The sequence below is a fragment of the Stygiolobus azoricus genome, assembly GCF_009729035.1.
Taxonomy (GTDB): domain Archaea; phylum Thermoproteota; class Thermoprotei_A; order Sulfolobales; family Sulfolobaceae; genus Stygiolobus; species Stygiolobus azoricus.
Window position 1 is genome coordinate 696,995 of record NZ_CP045483.1, and the last position, 21,105, is coordinate 718,099.

General features: G+C 46.2%; 15 protein-coding genes and 2 rRNA genes. 5 read left to right on the plus strand and 12 right to left on the minus strand.

The window, feature by feature from the left end:
- Window positions 1–528: 528 nt before the first annotated feature.
- The 7 genes from D1868_RS04150 to cutA form a co-directional block, all read right to left on the minus strand.
- Window positions 529–3,557 (minus strand): 23S ribosomal RNA (locus D1868_RS04150).
- A 200-nt stretch (window positions 3,558–3,757) separates the two neighbouring features.
- Window positions 3,758–5,250, minus strand: a 16S ribosomal RNA gene (locus D1868_RS04155).
- Together the 16S and 23S rRNA genes form the textbook arrangement of a ribosomal RNA operon.
- A gap of 1,432 nt (window positions 5,251–6,682) precedes the next feature.
- The gene (locus D1868_RS04160; protein WP_420824486.1) at window positions 6,683–7,279 is read right to left on the minus strand and encodes a DUF120 domain-containing protein; all 597 of its coding nucleotides are present in this window, start codon (window positions 7,277–7,279) and stop codon (window positions 6,683–6,685) included.
- 60 nt (window positions 7,280–7,339) lie between these two features.
- Window positions 7,340–8,422 (minus strand): 4-demethylwyosine synthase TYW1, encoded by a 1,083-nt coding sequence (twy1, locus tag D1868_RS04165; RefSeq protein ID WP_156005844.1) that lies wholly within the window; start codon window positions 8,420–8,422, stop codon window positions 7,340–7,342.
- A 31-nt stretch (window positions 8,423–8,453) separates the two neighbouring features.
- Window positions 8,454–9,845, minus strand: coding sequence for an Asp-tRNA(Asn)/Glu-tRNA(Gln) amidotransferase subunit GatA (gene gatA, locus D1868_RS04170; protein ID WP_231112463.1), 1,392 nt, complete (start codon window positions 9,843–9,845; stop codon window positions 8,454–8,456).
- Between the two features lies 1 nt (window position 9,846).
- Window positions 9,847–10,134: an Asp-tRNA(Asn) amidotransferase subunit GatC gene (gatC, locus tag D1868_RS04175; protein WP_156005848.1), complete on the minus strand. Its 288-nt coding sequence runs from the start codon at window positions 10,132–10,134 to the stop codon at window positions 9,847–9,849.
- Window positions 10,124–10,447 (minus strand): divalent-cation tolerance protein CutA, encoded by a 324-nt coding sequence (gene cutA, locus D1868_RS04180; protein ID WP_156005850.1) that lies wholly within the window; start codon window positions 10,445–10,447, stop codon window positions 10,124–10,126. The genes gatC and cutA overlap by 11 nt, the downstream gene beginning before the upstream one ends.
- A gap of 36 nt (window positions 10,448–10,483) precedes the next feature.
- On the opposite strand from cutA, the gene D1868_RS04185 reads away from it, so the two are divergent.
- Together D1868_RS04185 and D1868_RS04190 are read left to right on the plus strand one after the other, a co-directional pair.
- A complete protein-coding gene (locus D1868_RS04185) occupies window positions 10,484–10,861 on the plus strand; it encodes a hypothetical protein (RefSeq protein WP_156005852.1) in 378 nt (125 codons plus the stop codon).
- Complete coding sequence (locus D1868_RS04190; RefSeq protein ID WP_156005854.1) at window positions 10,821–12,443, plus strand: DEAD/DEAH box helicase; 1,623 nt, start codon at window positions 10,821–10,823, stop codon at window positions 12,441–12,443. The genes D1868_RS04185 and D1868_RS04190 overlap by 41 nt, the downstream gene beginning before the upstream one ends.
- Here D1868_RS04190 and D1868_RS04195 read toward each other — a convergent pair.
- Window positions 12,410–12,907, minus strand: coding sequence for a hypothetical protein (locus D1868_RS04195; protein ID WP_156005856.1), 498 nt, complete (start codon window positions 12,905–12,907; stop codon window positions 12,410–12,412). The genes D1868_RS04190 and D1868_RS04195 overlap by 34 nt on opposite strands.
- 104 nt (window positions 12,908–13,011) lie before the next feature.
- On the opposite strand from D1868_RS04195, the gene D1868_RS04200 reads away from it, so the two are divergent.
- Window positions 13,012–13,287: a hypothetical protein gene (locus D1868_RS04200; RefSeq protein WP_156005858.1), complete on the plus strand. Its 276-nt coding sequence runs from the start codon at window positions 13,012–13,014 to the stop codon at window positions 13,285–13,287.
- On the opposite strand, the gene D1868_RS04205 is transcribed toward D1868_RS04200, so the two are convergent.
- Both D1868_RS04205 and albA read right to left on the minus strand, forming a co-directional pair.
- Window positions 13,262–13,588 carry a hypothetical protein gene (locus tag D1868_RS04205; RefSeq protein ID WP_156005860.1) on the minus strand — a complete coding sequence of 109 codons (327 nt, stop codon included), beginning with the start codon at window positions 13,586–13,588 and terminating at the stop codon, window positions 13,262–13,264. The two genes, D1868_RS04200 and D1868_RS04205, sit on opposite strands and share 26 nt — an antisense overlap.
- Window positions 13,589–13,669: 81 nt before the next feature.
- Window positions 13,670–13,963 (minus strand): DNA-binding protein Alba, encoded by a 294-nt coding sequence (gene albA, locus D1868_RS04210; protein ID WP_156005863.1) that lies wholly within the window; start codon window positions 13,961–13,963, stop codon window positions 13,670–13,672.
- Window positions 13,964–14,116: 153 nt separating this feature from the next.
- Between albA and rgy the strand changes: the two genes are divergently transcribed.
- On the plus strand, window positions 14,117–17,578 hold the full coding sequence (gene rgy, locus D1868_RS04215) for a reverse gyrase (protein WP_156005865.1): 3,462 nt from the start codon (window positions 14,117–14,119) through the stop codon (window positions 17,576–17,578).
- On the opposite strand, the gene D1868_RS04220 is transcribed toward rgy, so the two are convergent.
- Together D1868_RS04220 and D1868_RS04225 are read right to left on the minus strand one after the other, a co-directional pair.
- Window positions 17,543–17,815, minus strand: coding sequence for an AlbA family DNA/RNA-binding protein (locus tag D1868_RS04220; RefSeq protein WP_156005867.1), 273 nt, complete (start codon window positions 17,813–17,815; stop codon window positions 17,543–17,545). The genes rgy and D1868_RS04220 overlap by 36 nt on opposite strands.
- Window positions 17,816–17,924: 109 nt before the next feature.
- Window positions 17,925–20,729, minus strand: coding sequence for a DEAD/DEAH box helicase (locus D1868_RS04225; protein ID WP_156005869.1), 2,805 nt, complete (start codon window positions 20,727–20,729; stop codon window positions 17,925–17,927).
- Between the two features lie 69 nt (window positions 20,730–20,798).
- Between D1868_RS04225 and D1868_RS04230 the strand changes: the two genes are divergently transcribed.
- Window positions 20,799–21,038 (plus strand): hypothetical protein, encoded by a 240-nt coding sequence (locus D1868_RS04230; RefSeq protein ID WP_156005871.1) that lies wholly within the window; start codon window positions 20,799–20,801, stop codon window positions 21,036–21,038.
- The last annotated feature ends 67 nt before the right edge of the window (window positions 21,039–21,105 follow it).

Consider the following 21,105-nt stretch of genomic DNA (forward strand, 5'->3'; position numbering starts at 1 on the left):
AATAAAGCTAAGAGAGCATAACTAGTACTCTAATAGTTATTTTACCAACTTACATGAGATAATCTAGTAACCAGTTTTTCTCGTCATATTTCACATCGTAAAAACCTAAAATATAAGCAGACACATAAGTGAAAGATTTATCTTCCTCTCTAATCTGGAATTTTTAGAAATAAATACCTACGTGAAATCCTGAGTCTAATGTTTCTAGCAATTTACACAGTAGTTAAACATCTATGTATTGGCTATAAACATGCCGTAATATACATTATGTACCCCATCCTCAAGCTAATAATGTGACTTACCAATAATCTAGTTGCCATCCCTTTCTGCAACGCGCATGGTATTTAAAAAGGGTTGCAGTTTCATATGTGTCTATATCAGCAGACATTAAAGTATGATGTCTACCATACTTTAATACCTTCTCTATTTCCTCTGTTAGTATCGTTTATCGAGTATTATAAAAACGAAGAACTAGGAATTTAAAGGGCTCTCGGCTGGTACCAGACGACTTTCGCATAACCGCCTAGGGAAACTAGGGGCTGGGCTGATTGGGAGTGGCGGGCTGAACCCCTCGGCGAAAGCCTTGGGGCTTACACCCCCACCCCATCAACCCCCTCTTCTAGGGGAAGCCCTGGCGGTAACCCGCCTGACCGCCTCTTTTAGGGGAGGGGTTCCCGCTTAGATGCTTTCAGCGGTTACCCCTCAGGGCGCGGCTGCCCGGCAGTGCCCTACCGGACAACCGGTAAACTGGAGGCCCCGGAACCCTGTTCCTCTCGTACTAGGGGTTCCTTTCCCGCAGGCGGTCCGCACCCCCTACCCTTAGAGTCCGACCTGTCTCGCGACGGTCTAAACCCAGCTCACGCTCCCCTTTAACGGGCGGGCAGCCCTACCCTTGGGGGCAGCTGCACCCCCAGGGTGGGAAGAGCCGACATCGATGTAGCAAACCGCGGGGTCGATGTGAGCTCTCGCCCGCGACGACCCTGTTATCCCCGAGGTAACTTTTCTGTCATGCCCGGCCCCCATACGTGGGGGCACGAGCGTTCGCTAGGCCGCGCTTTCGCGTCGAGGCCCCGTACTTGGGAGGGCCTCGTCAGGCCGGCTTTTGCCCTTGCACTCTACGGCGGCGTTCTGTACCGCCTGAGCCGACCTTTGGGCTCCCGTGTTATCTTTTCGCGGGAGTGCCGCCCCAGCCGAACCGCCCACCTGACACTGTTCCCCATAAGGGGTTAGTCCTCCGAGCACTCATGGGTGGTGTTTCACTTTCGGGTCCCCCACCCCCGAAGGAGTGGGTTCGACCCCTCCCACCTACGCTACGCATGAATGCCCGGAGGACAATGCCAGGCTGCGGTGAAGCTCTACGGGGTCTTCTCTCGGTGTAGGGGGTTGCCGGACTGTGCACCGGCTCAGGGCGTTCACGGGGCCCCAGGCTGGGACAGTGGGGACCGCGTTGATCCATTCATGCGCGCCGGAACTTACCCGGCAAGGCATTTGGCTACCTTAAGAGGGTCAGAGTTACCCCCGGCCTTCAGCGGGGCTTCGCCCGGTTGGACCCGGGTTTCACCGGACCGCCAGTGGCCAGGATTTAGCCCCCGTACACACCCTTTCGGGCTAGCGGGGACCTATGTTTTTATTAAACAGTCAGGTCCCCCTTGTCACTGCGACCTATCAGGGCCGTTTTGCGACCCTGATAGGCACCCCTTCTTCCGAAGGTACAGGGCTAATTTGCCGAGTTCCCTAGCCTGGGTTACCCCCCAGACGCCTTGGGCTTCTCACCCAGGGGCACCTGTGTCGGTTCTAGGTACGGTCTCCCCCGATCGTTCCGGGCTCCCTTTTCATGGGGACCAGGATTCAGGGGAACCCTCCTAACGGAGGGCCCATCACACCTTCGCCCCCTTCTCACCGTTACGGTTCTCCAGGGGCTTAAGTGCTTGGATAGGGCGGTTGCCCTACTCCCCCTATCCCGATCCGTCAGGAGCCCGGCTTGCGTTACCGCACCTACAGGGGAGGCAGGGGAATATTAACCCCTTTCCCTTTCGGCAGGTACCTATTGGGCCCTGCCTTAGGACCGGCTAACTCCTGACTGACGACCATTGTCAGGAAACCCTTGCCCTTCCGGCGGAGGGGATTCTCACCCCTCTTCGCTGTTACTGCCGCCGGGATCTGCACCTGCGGCAGGTCCAGCGGACCTCACGGCCCACCTTCTACCCCACCGCAGCGCCCCCCTACCTAGTGAGGCTCAGTGAGCCCCACTACCCGGGTCTCGGCAGCCGGCTTGAGCCCCGACCAATCCTTCGGGGCCCCCAGCCTCGGCGGGTGAGCTGTTACGCACTCCTTAGAGGATGGCTGCTGCTGGGCCCACCTTCCCGCTGTCTGGGGCTGGGGACGCCCTTCGATTGGCACTTAGCCGGCATTTTGGGGCCTTAACCCGGGTCTGGGTTGTTCCCCTTTTGCCACCCAACCTTACGCCGGGTGACCCACTCCCCCCTTCTTCGGTGCCCGTAGGTTCGGAGTTAGACCGAGAGCCCCAAGCTTTCGCTTGGAGCCCCCGATCTGTCACTCTACCCCGCGGGCGACCTCCAGGGAGGCTGCGCTAGGACGCATTTCGGGGGGAACTAGCTATCACCGGGCTAGATTGGTCTTTTGCCCCTAGTCCGGGGTCAGGGGAACGAATTGCACGTCAGAACCCCTATTCGGCCCTCCAGCGGGGTTTCCCCCGCCTTCGGCCTGCCCCGGACTAGATCGCCCGGTTTCTAGCCTCATGCCAGTGACTTCAGGCCCTGACAGACCCCGCCCCTCGCCGGTTGCCCGGCTGCGGGCGTTCGGTTTCCCTACGCCTTCGGGGTTGACCCCCTTAGGCTCGCCACTGGCATGAACTCCCCGGCCCGTGTTTCAAGACGAAAGGCATGACCCCGATCCTCCTCCCTCGTACTCAGGACTCGCGTCCCTTTCCTTCGGGAGGACTCATCTCTTTCGGGCCATGCCCTGTATAACCACCCGGTTTCAGGCTCTTTTCACTCCCCCTCCCGGGGTTCTTTTCAGCTTTCCCTCACGGTACTTAGTTCGCTATCGGTCTCGGGACGTATTTAGCCTTGGAGGCGCATGTCCCCCAACTTCCCACCCCCAAACCAGGGGATGGTACTCTGCCCTAGGTCACCTCTCACCCACCTTTAGCCTACGGGGCTATCACCCTCTTTGGCCCTCCGTTCCAGGAGAGTTCGGCTAGGTGGGCTAGGGAGGTTGGGTTGCCCCTGACCTAGGGCCGATAACACCACATCTCCGCCGACTTTTCGCCGACGGATTTGGTTTGGGCTGTCCCCCTTTCGGTCGCCCCTACTCAGGGGATCTCGATTGATTTCTTTTCCTCCCCCTACTAAGATGTTTCCGTTCGGGGGGTTCCCGCTCCCATGAGGGAGCGCCGGAGACCCGGCAGGATATCCCATTCGGGAATCCCGGGGTCTACGGCTGCTTGCGCCTCACCCGGGCATTTCGCCGCTTGCCACGCCCTTCTTCGGCGCCCGAGCCGAGCCATCCACCGGGCGGCATGGTGCCCTGGGTTTCCCTAGGCGGTTATTAGGCGGTCGCCTGGCACCAGCCTCATTGAGCCCAATATTGATAGGTGACCTTTAAGCCACCTACCGATACGGGCTCTAGGCACTTCATTCCTCCCCGCCCAAAGGGAGGAATTGCATCTGCCAGAGGAGAACCAGAGGATTATAGTGAAGCCCTCCCGCCCTAATTTGGCGGGGGAGTTATTTATGTGAGGTGATCCAGCCGCAGGTTCCCCTACGGCTACCTTGTTACGACTTCTCCCCCCTCGCGGAAGAGGAGTTCGTTTCCCCACTCATCGCAGGGAACCTCACCCCTCTTCCGCTCGGGTGGAGCGACGGGCGGTGTGTGCAAGGAGCAGGGACGTATTCACCGCGGGTTGTTGACCCGCGGTTACTAGGGATTCCTCGTTCACGAGGGCGGGTTCCAGCCCTCGATCCCAACTGCGGCAGGGTTTGGGGGATTGGCTCCCCCTTTCGGGGTAGCATCCCGCTGTCCCTGCCATTGTAACCCGCGTGCGACCCGGGGGTTTCGGGGCATGCTGACCTGCCGTGGCCCCCTCCTTCCTCCGGCTTACGCCGGCAGTCCCCCTAGTGTGGTCACGGGCCGGAGCCCATGATGCCAACTAGGGGTGGGGGTCTCGCTCGTTGCCGGACTTAACCGGACATTTCACAACACGAGCTGGCGACGGCCATGCACCTCCTCTCCGCGAGTCAGGCAAGGTCATTAGCCTGGCCGTCATCCTGCGGTCTCCCCCGGTAAGATTCCAGGCGTTGACTCCAATTGAGCCGCAGGTTCCACCCCTTGTGGTGCTCCCCCGCCAATTCCTTTAAGTTTCAGTCTTGCGACCGTACTCCCCAGGCGGCGGGCTTAACGGCTTCCCTGCGGCACCAGACGGGCTCTAAGCCCGTCTGACACCTAGCCCGCATCGTTTACAGCCGGGACTACCGGGGTATCTAATCCCGTTTGCTGCCCCGGCTTTCGCCTCTCACCGTCGGGCGCGTTCTAGCGGGACGCCTCCGCCACTGGTGGTCCTCCCGGTATCTACGGATTTCGCCCCTACTCCGGGAGTACCTCCCGCCTCTCCCGCCCCCTAGCCCACCAGTATTACCCCCAGTCCCCGAGTTGAGCTCGGGTCTTTAAGGGGTAACTTGGTGGGCCGGCTACAGGCGCTTTAGGCCCAGTAAGCGCCCCGACCACTCGCGGAGCTGGTATTACCGCGGCGGCTGACACCAGACTTGCCCCCCGCTTATTCCCCCGCCTTATTAGAGCGGGGAAAAGCCTCCTTTCGGAGGCACTCGGGGTAGCGCCCTCACGCTTTCGCGCATTGGGGACGTTTCGCGCCTGGTGCGCCCCGTAGGGCCTGGGCCCTTGTCTCAGTGCCCAACTGGGGGCTCCCGCTCCCACGGCCCCTACCCGTTATAGGTTTGGCGGGCCTTTACCCCGCCAACAGCCTGATGGGCCGCAGCCCCATCCTCGGGCGGCTATGAGCGGGAACAGCCCATAGCCCTTTAGGGGAAGAACCGTTCCAGGACTCTTCCCCTATCGGGGATTATCCCCAGTTTCCCGGGGTTATCCCCGTCCCGAGGGTAGGTTAGCCACGTGTTACTCAGCCGTCCGCCACACCCCCTTCCCGGGGGTGTACGACTCCCATGGCTTAGCCCTACCCCGATAGCGGTCGGGTCCGGCAGGATCAACCGGAATCGGGACGGGAGGGCTTCTCACCATCCTCTGGCTCTCCTCTGTCAGAGGCAAGACGACCGAGGTTATCCCCGTTGAGGTTTTTTACCCCGGCTTTCTTGCCCCTCCATTTGTAAGCATGAGTTCCCCGCAGAAGTGTTTCCCCGCGGGGTCATCCGCGAAATATATCTTATACATGAACTATATTTAAAGCTTACTTAGCGATAAGTTGATCCTATAACCGTGATCTAACGTCAGTGAATTTTATAAGTCATGGATATGTACTAGTAAAATTTCGCTTTTTTCGTGCCCGAGGTATTTACTTGTCTAAGTAAATACACCACGCCAATTCCACGTTTTTGTGCAGGGGCTTTTAAAAGGGCTAAGGTGGATTAGATGGTATATTCCGGCTTTGGGTTTAGAATGACTCTTAGTATTTTGTATTTTTCAGACCTCATTTTGCGTTTTTCAAGAAAACCCAATAGGTCGATGCGGGTAAGGTCGAACTAGTACTGCTAGTTTCACGGTAATTGTAGTTCGTAAGAGGTACTCAAACAAGTAAGTCGTCTAATTAGACTGAAGGTTTAACTTACTCGTCTTCATAGCGGTTTTATGACCTCCGAGCTTCTGTTCCCCTCTCTACTTTTTCAACTGTTTGTCTTTACTATCACTGGAGACACTAGTAAATGGGTTCAGCAAAGAAGTCCTAGTAGGTTGAACTGGGGGTCGTGCAGAAAGTGAATGAGGACTTTCTCGTACAGCGTATATGCGGTCGCGTATCTTATTTCTTTCCCCCAGTGCTGAAGTTCGTATAACCGTTTTCCCCAGTTTAAACTTCCCTATTTTAAGCGAAGCTGTTGTGCATCGTACGTATAATTGACCTGAAGATATTGTAATTGTGACAACAACAGTTAGTGAAAAATCAAAGACTGTTTTGCATGGGATACATGATTTGCAGGGTTTTGGGTAGTTCGTTAAGTACTCCTTTGTCAAGGCTGGTGACTTTTTGGCTGTATAAAGGATTTGAGAACCGTTGACTAACGGTTAGCCGAAAACATTAGGTTCACTATCTATTAGCGTTTTTATCGTAGCTCCGACTAACTCTGTTAACCCCTGACTGTAGGTGAGGCGACAGACTTGTTATCCGCCCTAAATCCCGGTTAATCGAGACCTTAGTGGGTTTCCGTGCGGAGTTCAATAAGGCAGTCAAAGGTATTGTACAAGACGCAGTTAGATCAGGAGTGGTACATCACTAACCACAGAAGCCCTAAAGGAGTTCACGAAACTGCGCAAGGTAGCTAGACCGACCTATTTCCGCAGGGAGGGGACTTCTACCCACAAAGTCCTTATGGAGCTATCACATTTCGAGTTTGACAAACATTAATCTGCAGAATCTGGCTAATCTTGAGGAATTTCATGACCGGTTTAAAACTCGTGGAAAGCTGAGTAAAAAAGATCACAAGAACACTTCTATTACTATCTCGTCCCCGTCCTTAAGCCCCAGTTTACCTCTTAAGAAGTAGGGTGAGATCACTTCGATTACACTTTTAGGGTGGGTAGTCCTAGCTGGGATTACGATTGCGGCAGGTGATACGGAGTTTACGTTTGCCGGAAACGCTTTTACGCTACCCAAAACTCTGTCAGGTTCCTTATGTTCGGGGATTACTATGCCCTTACTTGCGTCGAGTAGTATTCTGTTCTCCATCGAGTTTTTGTCATATATTACGGCGTTTAATGTCCCGGGGTAGGGCTCTAAGCCGAGGAACTTCTTAAAGGACTCGACGTAGTACGGTAGGGACAAGAAGAATCTGCCTTCACCGAGCCCTGAAGTGACCTTGGCTTTTATCTTTATGATCCTGCTTATCTTCAGGATCTCCTCTAAGTCCTTTACGCACTGGCTGAAAGCCCTCTCTCCTTCTTCCGTAAGCCTTATTGTTTCCCCTTCCTTAGATATTACCCTCGTTATTATACCGTTGTCCTCTAACTCCTTCAGCTTCCTAGATACTGTCTGTTGTGATACACCGAGCGTCTTGGCTATGTCTTGCTGTGTTATGGTATTGTTTAAGGCTACCTTTAGGATCCTGATTACCTCACAAGAGATGTTAAGTTCTTTTCAACTCACACCCTCCGAACAATCTTGTTCAGCTTCCTTATATTCTCCGCTTATATCGTCTTCTACGTCTTTTGTAGACCAGTTCCATTTTTCACTCCACGCGTTCCCGATCTGTATGGGTCTATCTAACTTGCTGAGTAGTACTATCCTGCTGGGGACGTGTTCGGATAAGATCTTGTAACCCGTGTAATTTGACAAAATTTTTGCGAATTCCCTTACTTCGCTGTGTCTGGGCATCGCGTCTTTAGTCAGCCTATAAGTCGAGGGACCTACGTGCATGTAAGCTTTTACCTCTATGTAGGTGGGTTGGGATAACTCGATGAGCTTTGCGAACTCTCTTGCATCTTCTTCGCTCATATTGAAGCCCTTGATCATGGTCATCCTGATTACCGTGGGGGAGCTGAAGCTGGGTAGTATCTTTAAGGTCTTCATTACGAGGTTCCAAGAGTTCGCTACTATGGGACGGTTTATTATTTTGTGTTTTTTCTCGTTGGGGGCTTGTAGGGACACGAAGAGTTGCGTAGGCTCTTCCTCGAGGCTGGCTAGGACGTCAGGTCTCACACCGCTGGTGACAAGGAACGTTGTCATCCCTCTCTTATGGTACTCGCTGATAAGTTCTCCCAGCCTGTTGTAGAGTGTGGGTTCGCCGGTGAGGCTTATTGCTACGTGTTTTGGCATAGTTGCTTCTTTAGCCTTTTCTTTAGGTACTCCTTCTCTGCCGAAATAGCCTGAGACTGCCCTCATGTGTTCTTCAATGCTTTTTTCGGCTATAATCTCGGGGTCGTCTTCTATCGGTATCTTAGTCTCGTCCCATTCAACTCCTATGTCTTCTGGCTCAAGCCTCCAGCAGTGTATGCACCTGAACCAGCACCAGGCTGCGGAGGGGGACATCTGTACGCATCTGTGACTTTCAATACCGTAGAACTTACCTTTATAACAGTACCTACCGCTTGTGAGGGCTTCGTGAGTCCAGTGGCACTTCTTGTAAACGGAGTGACTGCCTACTATGTGGTATTTCTCTTTCTCGAGTTCTTTCATGATTACGCTGAGCGTATCGATCCTGAAGGTTGACTTACTTTCCATTAAACTCAAGTATGAGTGTGAGGTAAAAAACTTAAAGGTTAGCCGTGAGGTCGTGATAACCTAGAACTCTTTCTATGGACTTGGAGAGTGATATGAGGTAGTAGTCGGATAGGTACTTGCCCATCATTTGTAAGCCCACAGGTAGGTTGTTATAAAAGCCCGCAGGTTGGGAGAGTGCTGGAATCCCTGCTAAGTTTGCTAAGACCGTGTTTAAATCCATGGCGTACATCCTCACTGGGTCGTCTATGACTTCTCCTATTTTCGGTGGGAGGACGGGCATTGTAGGGGAGAGGATAACGTCGTATTTGCTTAGTATCGAGTCTATTTCGTCTTTTATTAACCTCCTGACCTTTAGTGCCCTTAAGTAGTACTGATCATAATAGCCCGCACTAAGAATGAAGCTACCCAAGAGTATCCTCCTTTTTACCTCGATCCCGAAGCCGTCACCGCGGTTTTTCGCAAAGGTCTCCTTCCAAGTTCCTTCGTAGTACTTACTGTAACCGTATCTAACACCGTCAAACCTGGCTAGGTTCGAACTGGCTTCCGACATTGCTATAATGTAATATGTGGGAAGTGCGTAGTCGGAGTACTTTAACTCCACTTCTTTAATCGTAGCCCCTTCACTGGAGAGCTTGTCTATCGCTTTTTTGAACACTAACTGTACCTCTGGCTGGGAGGCGTCCAAGATGTTCTTGAGCAAAGCAAATCTGGTCTTGCTCAGGTCTGCCTCGGTTTTAGGAGGGGATTGAGGGATGGTGGTCGCGTCCCTCCAGTCCTCTCCTGAGATAACTGAATAAAGGAGTTCTAAGTCTTCTGCGTTCTTAGCCATCGGACCTATCTGTTCGAGGCTGTTGGCATAAGCTACTAGACCGTATCTACTCACGGTACCGTAGGAAGGTTTTAGACCGAAGACTGCGTTAAAAGCTGCTGGAGCCCTTATAGATCCACCCGTATCACTACCCAGAGCTATTTCTACTACCCCGGAAGCTAAAGCAGCTCCGCTACCCCCTGAAGATCCTCCCGGAGTCCTTTCCAAATCCCAAGGGTTGTGTGTAGGACCGAAGTAGCTGGTCTCGGTTGTCGATCCCATGGCGAACTCGTCCATGTTCGTCTTTCCCAAGATCACGGCACCTTCTTGCTTGAGTTTTTGAATCACCGTAGCGTCGAAAGGCGGAACGTAGTCTTCCAGCATCCTCGATGCGCAAGTAGTCCTTATTCCATTGGTGGAGATATTGTCCTTTACGGCGATTAATACACCCTTTAACTTCCCTTGTTTTCTGTCAATTGCTTCCTTTACCTCTTTGAGTACTTCTTCTTTTTTCCTTAACGTTATAAACGCCCTGACTTTCCCTTCGACTCTTTCTATCCTTTCGTAAGTTTTCTCTACATATTCTTCTGCTGTTTTCTCGTCTGGTATGAACACTTTAATCACCGTATGTTCTGGGACCTACTATGTAACCGTCTTCTTTTCTCTTTACGTTCTGTAGTGCTTCCTCTCTGGTTAATGGCTTCATTGGCTCGTCTTTCCTGAGTTTGCCTGAGGAGAGCGGGTGAAATAAGGGTTCTATGTTTGTGAGATCTAATTGGTTGATCTTATCGAAGAATTGTAATATGTTTTGTAGGTCCCTTTTAATTTTTTCTTTTTCTTGACCTTTTATCTCTACTAGGGCTAGGGCTTGTAATTTTTCGAGGAGTTTATCGTCAATTTCCATCTTTTTTCACACTCTCTGATAACCATTGTAAGTATTCAGGTAAGCCGGAATTAAAATCGATCGCTATGACTTCAGGCACTTGGTACGTGTGAAGTTCCTTTACCCTTTTTATCACTTTTTCTTTAGCTTCCGCTGTAGTCTTAATAACGAGTAGGATCTCATCGTCTTCTACTGTCTTCCCTTCCCATACGTAAAACGACTTTATGTAAGGAACTATGTTCACGCATGCAGCTAGCCTTTCGTCTACTAAGGTTTTAGCTATTTTTTTCGCGTTTTCCATTGTGTTTGTAGTAGAGAGTAAGAGTGTGTACACGAAGATAATTTAAGCTTGGAGAGTTAAAAATAGTCCGTGAGGATTAAAGAGCTTCTTGAGTTAGCCCCTTGGAGGGGATTCGAGGAAGGCTTATTTTTGGGCTTGAGTGAGGCTGAAGAGTTAGGAAAGGAGTTTTTGGGCTTTACTCTTTCCAACGGTCATGGGTTAGTTTTACATGTTAACCCTTACGAAGGGGAGTTAAAGGGTATTTATTTGGTTTATCCAGAGAAGATCGAAGCTAATTACCTGAATTATTGTTGTGTGTTCACCACAAGGTTTGGTAATACCATTTTTATTTACGAGATAATTAATTTATCGGAATACATAAATAGTGTAAGATCTGAAAGTGTTATTTACGTTGAAGTGATCAAAGGTGAGCTTGAAGACTTTTTACATACAGCGTTGGTTAGATGAAGAGACTTTTAAAAAGTTGTTGACCTTCTCACGTTTCGTAGCTAGAGATCCAGAAAAGGGATCAGTCTTCGTAATAGACACGGAAAGGGCTAAGAAAAACAGACTGAAGCTTGACGATATAAAGAGTTTACTTGAAGAGATAGGCGTAGAGGTTGATGAGGGGGAGTTGAAGGAACTGGAGAAGGAGTTACCTAATTACGACGTCGAGTTCTACTTGAGGGGAGAAAAAGTAATAATAAAGCCTCACGTATACTTAATGGACTTAGTTAAGGACTACTATGAACAGGGTGTGTTGAAGTACAATAAAGGGGAAAAGGTCTTTGAGACGTACCCTTACTATTATAACTTCTTGAAGACGCGTTTTGAGGAGAATGGGCTTAAGGTAAAGGAGTTGGAGTTAAAGGTCAAAGACGTCAACATCAACTTTAGGGGAGAACTGAGGGAGTACCAAAAGGAGGCACTTGACATCTGGTTGGAAAAGGGGAGCGGTGTAATTGCACTACCTACTGGTGCGGGTAAGACAGTAATTGGGATAGGGGCTATTACTTACGTTAAAAAGTCAGCATTAGTTGTGACTTTCACTAAGGAGCAGATGATGCAATGGAGGGATTCGATCCTTAGGTTTACTGACGTGGAAAAATCGATGGTAGGTCTTTATTATTCTGGGGAAAAGAACATAAAACCGATTACAATTACCACTTACCATACGGCTTATAGGCATATGGGGGAGTTGGCTGACAAGTTCGAAGTCCTCGTAATAGACGAGGCTCATCACTTACCCGCAGACAAGTTCAAGGTAATTGCCTTGAGTTCCTTTGCTTCTAGGAGATTGGCTTTATCAGCGACCCCAGTTAGGGAAGACGGTAAGCACGAGGAGTTGTTTAAGCTTATGGGCGGGTTGATATACTTCAAGACCCCTCAGGAGTTGATACAGAGGGGCTTTCTTGCCCCTTACGAAATTATTCAAGTTAAGGTTGAGCTAACTCCTCAAGAGAAGTTAGAATATAATAAGCTCTTGAATAAGTTCAGGAGCTTAGCTAAGGGTAGAAAAGTCTCACAATTACTCGAACTGGTAAAGAAGGGTGATGAGGACGCTATTGAGGCTATTAAGGTGTACAACGAGATAAAGAAGTTGACTAACTTGGCTAAGAAAAAAGTGGAGAAAGTCAAGGAGATAGTGGAGAAGGAAAAGAATAACAAGATCCTTATATTCACTCAGTATGTGGAGCAGGCTGAGGAGATCGCTAACTCACTCAAAGCTTTCCTCATAACTGGGAAGATGAGTAAGAGTGAGAGGGAAAGGGTTTTGTCAGTTTTCAAGGGTATAAAGAGCGGTGTTTTGGTACTGACTACTGTGGGAGACGAAGGATTGGATATTCCAGATGCTAACGTGGGAATAATAGTAACGGGGACTGGTTCTAGGAGACAGTTCATACAGAGGTTGGGAAGGTTGTTAAGACCTAGCAATGGGAAGAAAGCGAGGCTTTACGAATTAGTTACTAAGGGTACAGCTGAGGAGTACCAGGCAGTGAAGAGGAAGGAAATAATTCATGAAGACTCGTTATTTCCAGACGAGATGTAATAGTAGGTGGAGTAGGCTAAAGGTTCTAAGTAGTTTTTCAGTTGTGCTGTAGTCACGGTGACTTGTCCAGCCTTAAGGAGGAGGAGGGGTAGCCCGTTTATTCCGACAAGTACGATCCCGTCAAATCTTTCATCGTTTATTTTGAGTTTGACCTTGCCTAGGGCGTGTTTAAGTGTTATCGCTGGTAAAAACTTGGGGCATTTTACCTCTATTTCCCCTTCTATTTCTTTTTTTCCTTCTAGGAATAATACCTTTTCTTTTCCTGTAACTGTATACCCTTCTACCCAGTTCGGTGTTTCTATTTCTTCTTTGCAACTTGGCGAGATTATAGAGAGTGGAGGGAATTCAAGTATATAGCCCCTAATCTTTAGTAGTGCAGGGTGTACTAGTATAATGTCTCCTATTTCTATCTTGCTTTTCTCTCCTGGTCTGCAAATTTTATCGTTTTTATCCACGTAGGGCATTGTGTTATGTTAAGTTTAAAACTACGTGTTTATAAATAATTGTTCGATGAAAGGACTTGTAAGGTCTGAATTATGATGAGTAACTAGGCTGTTGAGTGATCAAGATGAGATGGCTGAAGAAAAGGGAAGTCGTAATTTATTATTTACTCGAGAGGAAGTTCGGTGTTAATGAGTTTAACTTAGGCGAGGCTATTGATTACCTTTCTCCTTATTTTTCAAAGAAGGTAGCACTTAACGTTATTCGTTATTTTTACAAGACTGGGATCCTTGTAAAAACCGGTGAGTTAAGGTATAGGGTTATCCCGTGGGAAGAGTATATGTTAGACGTGTCTTTTAAGTACTTGAGGAGGAGGGCTACTCTTCGTCGTAGAATTCGATAGTGATCTTGACTTTAACTTCTTTGTTACTAAGGGGGGGAATATTTTGACCGAAATCGACTCCTACTACCACGGGATTTCCTAAAGAGTCTGTAAATTTCACTTCCGCCACATATTTTTTCGTTGGTCCCTGGTTTAAAGATCTCATTAATTCCTCGTATATTCTGCTTAACGCCATTTGGAATGAGAGTGGGCTGGACAAGTCTTCGGGTTTTAGCTGTATTGGTACAAAGCCTCCCATGATCTCTCCTATTTTTGCTTTGCCTTCAAATTCTACTTTATAAGATGGTTGTGAGGAACTCATAGTGTTCTAAGAATATTATTTACACCGTAATAATTAAAATTATGTCTAAGAAAAGCGCGGGATAAAAACGCTTTATTACCTTTATGCCTTCTTCCTAATAGCTATTTCTATTGTTGAAACTCTGGACTGCCTACCGTCTTGGCTTGTTACGGTCTGACTGCCAATCCTTATTTCCTTAACCTCTATTTTGTCTGGTAAGAATCTATTCCTGACTATTTCTACCGTGTCTACAGCTTTGCTGATTGCTCTGCCTCTTGCCTTTATTATTATTTCACTTACACCTTGGTTTAGTAGGGTTAGAGCTGCTAATACATAGTTCATTACAGGTTTTTTACCTACTAATACTACATTACTTGGAGTTGCGGCGGTGCTCACATATATCACCCGAATCGCATTATCAGATACTTACTAAGGTAATAAAGTTATCTAAGAGAGTGAAGTGGATAAACTTAGTATTTAAGCTAGACGCCACGATATCACCTACTTCTACGTTTTATAAAATCATACTCTACAAAAGCAACATTTAGCATGGTCAAGATTAGGTACTTATTCGGTTGTCCTAATTGCAATGGCCCTATTGAAGTTGACAGACTGTTAAAGGGCTTACCTTGTGAGTCTTGTTTACCCGGATATTTGGGGGAATTAGACGTTAAGACGATCTATGACTTGCTAGTTAAGAACGGCATGTTGAAGAGCTATGCGGAACTATATTACAACTTGGAAATGTTAGAAGAGTTATCTGAACTGTTCAGGAAAGTAGTAGGAAAAGATCCTTGGCCTTTGCAGAAGTATTGGTTGAGAAAATTAGTAAGGGGGGAGAGTTTTTCTCTTTCAGCCCCTACTGGGATAGGAAAGACCACAACTTTAATGGTTTACTCAGTTTATAGAGGGGAAACCATACTATTCATAGTGCCTACAAACTCCCTTAAGGATCAGATTTGCCAGAGGTTAAAGGCTATCACTCCAGAAGTCTCCTGCGGTAACGCAGAGGAAGGAAAGATTAACGTAACTACCTTTTACTCGATTAATAGGAACACTAAGACCTACGCTGAGATAAAGCCTAAGGTAGTCATCGTTGATGACGCTGATATGATATTGAAGAGCGGGAAGACTACCGAGAGGGTTGCTACTATTCTCCAAATACCTCCTGAAGTATTTGACAAGGCAGTGCAACTGGTAAAGCTGAAAAAGATCGTCTCGGCGAAAGAGGATGAGGAACTCATGACAAAAGTCAGGGAACTTGAGGTTGAGGTTTACTCCTGGAGACCCACGTCGCAGTTCATAGTGTCAAGTGCGACTTTGAGACCGAAAGGGGCTAAGCAATTAGCGTTAAGGACTTTAGCTGGGTTCGAGCCTTCTACTGTCCAGATATACAGTAGGAATATCGTAGACTCCTACTATAACTCGTTAGATATGGTAGGACTGTTGAAAAAGATAAACGATAAAGGGGCTTTGATCTTGGTCTCTAAGGACTACGGTAGGAGTAAGGTTAAGGAGATCGTTGAAGAGCTTAACGGGAAAGGGTTCAAGGCTATTCAAGCTATATCGGGAAGGAAATTCATGGACAAATTCTCCTCGGGAGAGGTAGACTACTTAGTAGGGTCGGCGAGTTATTACGGTGTTGCAGTAAGGGGTCTGGACGAGCCTAAGAGGTTGAAATACGTGATCTTTTACGGGGTTCCCAAGACTAAGTTACCCCTAGAGGAATCTTTGAATAATCCGTTCACTACCCTGAGGGTAGCAGAAGGGCTGTCTCTGGATGTGAGTTTACTCAGGAGGAAGTTGTTAACGTTATCACAGTCCGAAGTACAAGCCTTAAAGTTTGCCCTAAGGAACTCCGAGAGCCTGAACGGTAAATTGGAGGAATTACGCGTCTACTTGACGAAGTTGAAGGAGGAGGTAATGGATTCGCTCAAGGCGAGGAAGTTGCATGTATTGAAGTTAGATAACTTCATAGTCAGGAGGGAGGGTAGGAAATATTTCATCTTGATTCCAGATGCGATTACATACATTCAAGGTTCGGGGAGGGCGAGTAGGATCCTAAATAACGGCTTTACCTTAGGTCTAAGCGTGGTAATGGTGGATGATAGGGATCTCTTTGAGCTGTTGATAAAGAGAGTAAGGAGTTACTCGGGCGAAGTTGCGTTTAAGAGTTTTGAGGAACTGCATTTAGATGACTTAGAGAAGGAGATAAGAGAGAGTAGGGAGGGAAAGTCTAGGAGTCTTAACATAAAGACCGCGTTAATTGTAGTTGAGTCCCCAACTAAAGCAAAGACTATCTCCAGAATTTTCAGCAGAGGTGTAAGGAGGGAGGTTTATGGGGTTCCCGTTTACGAGACTATTATTATAGACGGTAATAATGTAATAGTAGCCAATGTTGTAGCGTCTAAAGGACACGTAACTGATTTGACTACGGAGAGTATAGGATACCATGGGGTTGAACTGGAAGACGAGATAAGGGTAAACTATTCTCCTATATACAAATGTTACAATTGCCAGAAGACTGTCACAAAGAGGACAGATAAGTGCCCGTATTGCGGTTCATCCTTACTGTACTCTTCAGAAAGGATCATTAACGCGATTAGGCTATTGAGTTCTGACGTGGATGAAGTTTATATTGCTACAGACCCCGATCAAGAAGGGGAGAAGATAGCCTTTGACTTATACGCCTTGATCAGTCCGTACAACAAGAATGTGTATAGGGTATCGTACCATGAGATAACTAAAAGTGCCATTCTGGAAGCAATAAGGAATAAGTCGGGATTTGATTATAACGCCGTTGATTCACAAATAGCAAGGAGGATTGAGGACAGATGGATAGGGTTTGAGTTGAGCAGTGTATTAAAGTCTGTAATCGGAGATCAGAACAACGGGAGCGGTAGGGTTCAGGGACCAGTCTTAGGGTGGATCGTCCAGAGGACTGAGGAGTATAAGAGAAACATGGGTTGGGTGGTGTACGTAAAGATCGGTAACTATAGTGTCAAGAGAATATTCAAGAGTAAAGATGAAGCTGATGAATTCGTTAAGAGTTTAAACGTTAAAGTCTACAAACTTGGGGAGCGAGTGGAAGAGGTAACGCCTTTACCGCCATACACTACTGATTCCCTCCTCATAGACGCTTATAATAGGCTTGGGTTAAGTGCCCCGGTCACTATGAGGATCGCTCAGGAATTGTTCGAAAGCGGTTTGATCACTTACCACAGGACGGATAGTAGTCACATCTCACCTTTAGGTATCGGGATTGCTAAGGAGTACTTAAGTAAGGTGAAATTGGAAAGTGAATTTCAAGGAAGGAGTTGGGGAGATAGTGGTACACATGAGGGTATCAGACCTACAAACCCCATGGATTTAAACGATTTGCAGAGGGATATTGAGGAAAACCCGTTTAAGTATTACATAAAGTTTACTTGGGCTCACTTTAAGGTTTATGACCTGATCTTCAGGAGGTTTATTGCGAGTCAAATGAAAAGTGCTAGGGTAACTTATGCAAAGTTCAAAATAGTGTTGAAGGAAGGGGTTGAGGAATTGGTAGAGGTACCGATAAAGCTCGAAGGTGGTTTCTCTCAAATTTATCCTTTAAGGGTCTTTGTGCTAGACGAGAGTAAAGTAGCGAGTGAGATCAAGAAGGGTTCATCGGTAACTCTGTTGGGATATGCAGATGTGATAAAGATCATGAAGGAGAAGAACATAGGTAGACCGAGTACTTACGCAAAGACCGTATCTTCTCTAGTTAGACACGGTTATGTTGTGGAGACTAAAAAGAGGTATTTTCTGTTAGCTTCTAAAAGAGGTATGAAGGCTTATGAGGTGTTAAGTAATAACTTTTCGGGCTTCGTAAGCGAAAACAGAACTAGGTTGTTGTTGGACACAATAGACAAGATCTCTAAGGGGTCGTTGAAGCTTGACGTGTTTGTTAGGGACTTGTTCGCTGAGGTCAGCAGTGCTGTAAGACCCTTAATAAACTCTTCTGAGCTTGAGGAGAAGGTATGATACCCTTCTCTTGTCTTTTACCTCGCTTCCTATATCTACTTTCTCGAGTTTTACCCCCTCTTTAAGTCTATCCACGAGTTGGTTGTATATGTCAACTACTTTGTTTATCTCAAAGCCGTTCCCTTTTATTTCCACTTCTTGGGAACCTTGATTAAAGAGGCTTATTATATCTAACACATAGTCTTCTACACTTTTTGTCCTTCCAACTACAATTTCGTTTGACTTTTTCTCACTCATCTAGGATCGGATAGTTGATTACGTTTGAAAAAATAAATCTGTGCTTTGAAACTTACGTGCTTTATCAGTAACACGGGCCAGAATCACCGTTCTTTATCGAAGGGCTTCATCATCCGAACTTTAGGTTCTGAATATAACTTATGGCGTTCAAAACTAAAAATCTGGCTATGCTCTTTTTAACAAAATAGTACTTAGGAGATATCGAAGCTACTAGAGAATCGTTCGGGTCTTTTAATTTCAGCTCTAATATTTCGTCGTACGGTATCCTTTTTAGGAACTCTTCTGGGTTTTTGACAAGATCCTTTACCCTGAATACTGATTCAGTAGCTCCTTCTGACTGGTATGCCCTCATTACCATTACATAGGACTCGTCGAGGTTAATGGGGTTGAAGGAATTATAGTAATCATCGGATTCGGCTATCTCCTTTAAGTCCTCCATTAACACCCACCTAGTCTCGTGGGTGTCCACGTCTATGAAGTTGCAAGTCCTGTACTTAGAACTGGGCTTCCTCATCTTCTTCAGCCTTAATTCTAATGTCTTCTTTGATATTCCTAACATATCTGACAGTTCCTCTACAGTGTAGGCTCCGCCTTTGAGGGCTTGGTAAATACGGATTGAGAGATCGGAGATCCATGGTTTTATAGGAGAGTGGCTCAGTACAGCTTTACCTAACGGGGAGAGACCGTTGATGTTTATGATCCTTATTTTTCCTTCCTTGATCATCTTTACGTATTTCATAGTTCCCTTAATACTGAAGTATTTGTTAACGGTCTGTTTTAGGGCTTCTTCTAATATTATCTTATCTTCGCTGCTTACTTTATTTATCTTACCGAAACTGTATTGTATTTCCTTGAGTGTGGCAAAGAAGAGAGGTGATCTTTTTACAGATTTTATAAGCAGGGATTTTAGCTGCTTTTCGTCTAGGTTTATGAGATCTTGTAACAGATCCTTGTCTACTCCCTTTATTGAAAAGCCGTAAATTGAAGACCTTGCAGAGACATTAAGTGAGTACTTTTTAGTGGCTAAATACAATAGGGCGTGAGATAGTGTATTTGCTATCTTCTCGTTAATAAGGGTTGCATAGACAATCTCATCGTTTTCGTTTTCTATGTAGATCGTCCTTGTATTGGGCAGAGGCAGTTGATGAATACGATAGAATTCTACTAATTTATTCAAAGCGTTCTTCGACTCTTCATCTATAAGGCTATCATCACCGTATAGGTAGTCGTCAATATTGTGTAAGACTTTCTCGATTTGCTTTGTTATTAGGCTGGACTTTGATATGTTTTCTCCTTTCCATATCGGGATTTCTCCGTTACCGCTTGTAGCAGGGGCTACGTTAACTTGCATTTTATTGATGTCTATATTTACAATCCTCCACAGTTTTCCACTTATCCTAATAATGTCGTTATTTCTCAGGTGTTTGTAGACGTATACTGCGTCTATTTCGCCGATTGTTTTGTTTTCGTAACGTAAGTTGAAGGTTTCGTCAGTACTTATAAAGGAGAAGAATTCGGAAAAGTCCTTCATCCACGTTATTTTGTTGTCTTTATCAAACCTCCAGATCTTGAAGAAAGTTTTGCCGATTTTCACCTTATAGTTCTCCTTCTTTAACAATCCGTTTTGTATCATGTACTTTACTAGCGATAAGAACTTATCGAATTTAAGTCCTTTATAATAGGAGGATTTTGTTATTAGGTTATAGAGTTTTTCGACATTTATTTCGCCGTATTGAAGGGTTATCCCTATTATTTCCCTTGCCACGACGTCCATGTAAGGCATTGATTTTGGAGGTTCTACTATCCCCGCTTTAGCGAGCTCATATAAGGATATTGCTTCTAAGATATCGTAATCGTATAGGCATACGATTTCACCTTTAGAGACTCTGTTTATAGTGTGCCCACTTCTTCCGAGCCTCTGGAGAAATGAAGAAACTGTGGGAGGTGGTCTATACATTATTACTTTCTTAATATCTCCTACATGTATTCCAAGTTCTAGTGTTCTTGTACAAATAACAACGTCAGCCTTTCCTTCCCTGAGATTGTTCTCTACCCTTATTTTCTCTTCTTTAGATATTGAGGAGTGATGGATAAAGATATTTTTCAGTTTACTCCTTTCTAGTTCTTCATACAATCTCTCTGTACTAAATCTTGAATTAGTGAAAAGTAATGTAGGTCTTTCTACCAGTTGGTTTACCAGTTTCGCGGTAGAGCCCCAAAGGTCTTCTCCTTCTTTTTGTTTTACTTTTAGTATTTTTACTTCAAAGTCTCTCGCTCCTTCGACTTTTACTATTTTACTTTCTCTATTTGAAGAACCAAAAATTAGATTGGCTACCTTCTGTTCGTTACCTATTGTAGCGGAAAGGCCTATTCTCTGGAAATCGTAATTTGTAAAGTCCTTTAATCTTTCAAGTAATACAGATAATTGTGCTCCTCTTTTCGAGTTTACTAACTCATGAACTTCATCAATTATTATCCACTTTATATTTCTGTAATTTTCTCTGAATTTGCTCGCCCAATCTAAATCGATTTCCAATCCTTCAGGGGTTGTGACGAGTATGTGGGGTACTTTCTTCAGCCTCAGGCTTTTTTCCTTTTGGGGTACTTCACCGTGTTTTCTGCTTACCGAGAAACCGAGTTTTGAAGTCCACCATTCGATTCTCAAAGTTATATCGTTTATGAGGGCTTTTAGCGGTGTTATGTACAGTACGGCTACGGGCTTGGTCTCGTTACGTAGCATTATGTTAAATATAGGTAACAAAGCGGCCTCGGTCTTACCGTAACCAGTAGGGGCTACAACAAGTACGTTTTTACCCTCGATAATTGGGGTAAAGGTCTCCTTCTGAACGGTAGTGAGGTCGTCCCACCCTTTTTCCTTAATGAGTGACTGCAGTTTACAGTGTAATTTATGCACTAATAATCACCGTTATTTTAATGCACAATACACCGCTATTTTTAAAAATTTAAATTCTCCGTTTGTTGTATGAAAGCAAAATTAGAGTGTATTGTATGCGGGAGAAAGTTCCCCGAAGGTCAAGGGATTAAATTAACAATGAAAGGAGAGGATTACTATTTTCACAGCAAGGCTTGTGCCTATACGTTTCTAAAGGAAGCGGTTTATAATGTTGATCTGGACGAGATTTCAGGGATTTTTAAAGAGTTAAGAAAAAAGTACGAGGAAATTAACGAAAAGAAGAGACAAGCTGCAAAGAAAGTTATATGAATCCGTTACTCAGCCCTCATCATGTTTATTTCAGTGTCCGCTATACTCTTCACAATTTAAATCAGCT

Excerpts from the sequence above, each read along its gene's own strand:
- rgy (WP_156005865.1), top strand. The coding sequence starts at position 14,117 with ATGGTCAAGATTAGGTACTTATTCGGTTGTCCTAATTGCAATGGCCCT.
- twy1 (WP_156005844.1), bottom strand. The coding sequence starts at position 8,422 with ATGGAAAGTAAGTCAACCTTCAGGATCGATACGCTCAGCGTAATCATG.
- gatC (WP_156005848.1), bottom strand. The coding sequence starts at position 10,134 with ATGGAAATTGACGATAAACTCCTCGAAAAATTACAAGCCCTAGCCCTA.
- D1868_RS04200 (WP_156005858.1), top strand. The coding sequence starts at position 13,012 with ATGAGATGGCTGAAGAAAAGGGAAGTCGTAATTTATTATTTACTCGAG.
- D1868_RS04220 (WP_156005867.1), bottom strand. The coding sequence starts at position 17,815 with ATGAGTGAGAAAAAGTCAAACGAAATTGTAGTTGGAAGGACAAAAAGT.
- D1868_RS04230 (WP_156005871.1), top strand. The coding sequence starts at position 20,799 with ATGAAAGCAAAATTAGAGTGTATTGTATGCGGGAGAAAGTTCCCCGAA.
- D1868_RS04195 (WP_156005856.1), bottom strand. The coding sequence starts at position 12,907 with ATGCCCTACGTGGATAAAAACGATAAAATTTGCAGACCAGGAGAGAAA.
- D1868_RS04205 (WP_156005860.1), bottom strand. The coding sequence starts at position 13,588 with ATGAGTTCCTCACAACCATCTTATAAAGTAGAATTTGAAGGCAAAGCA.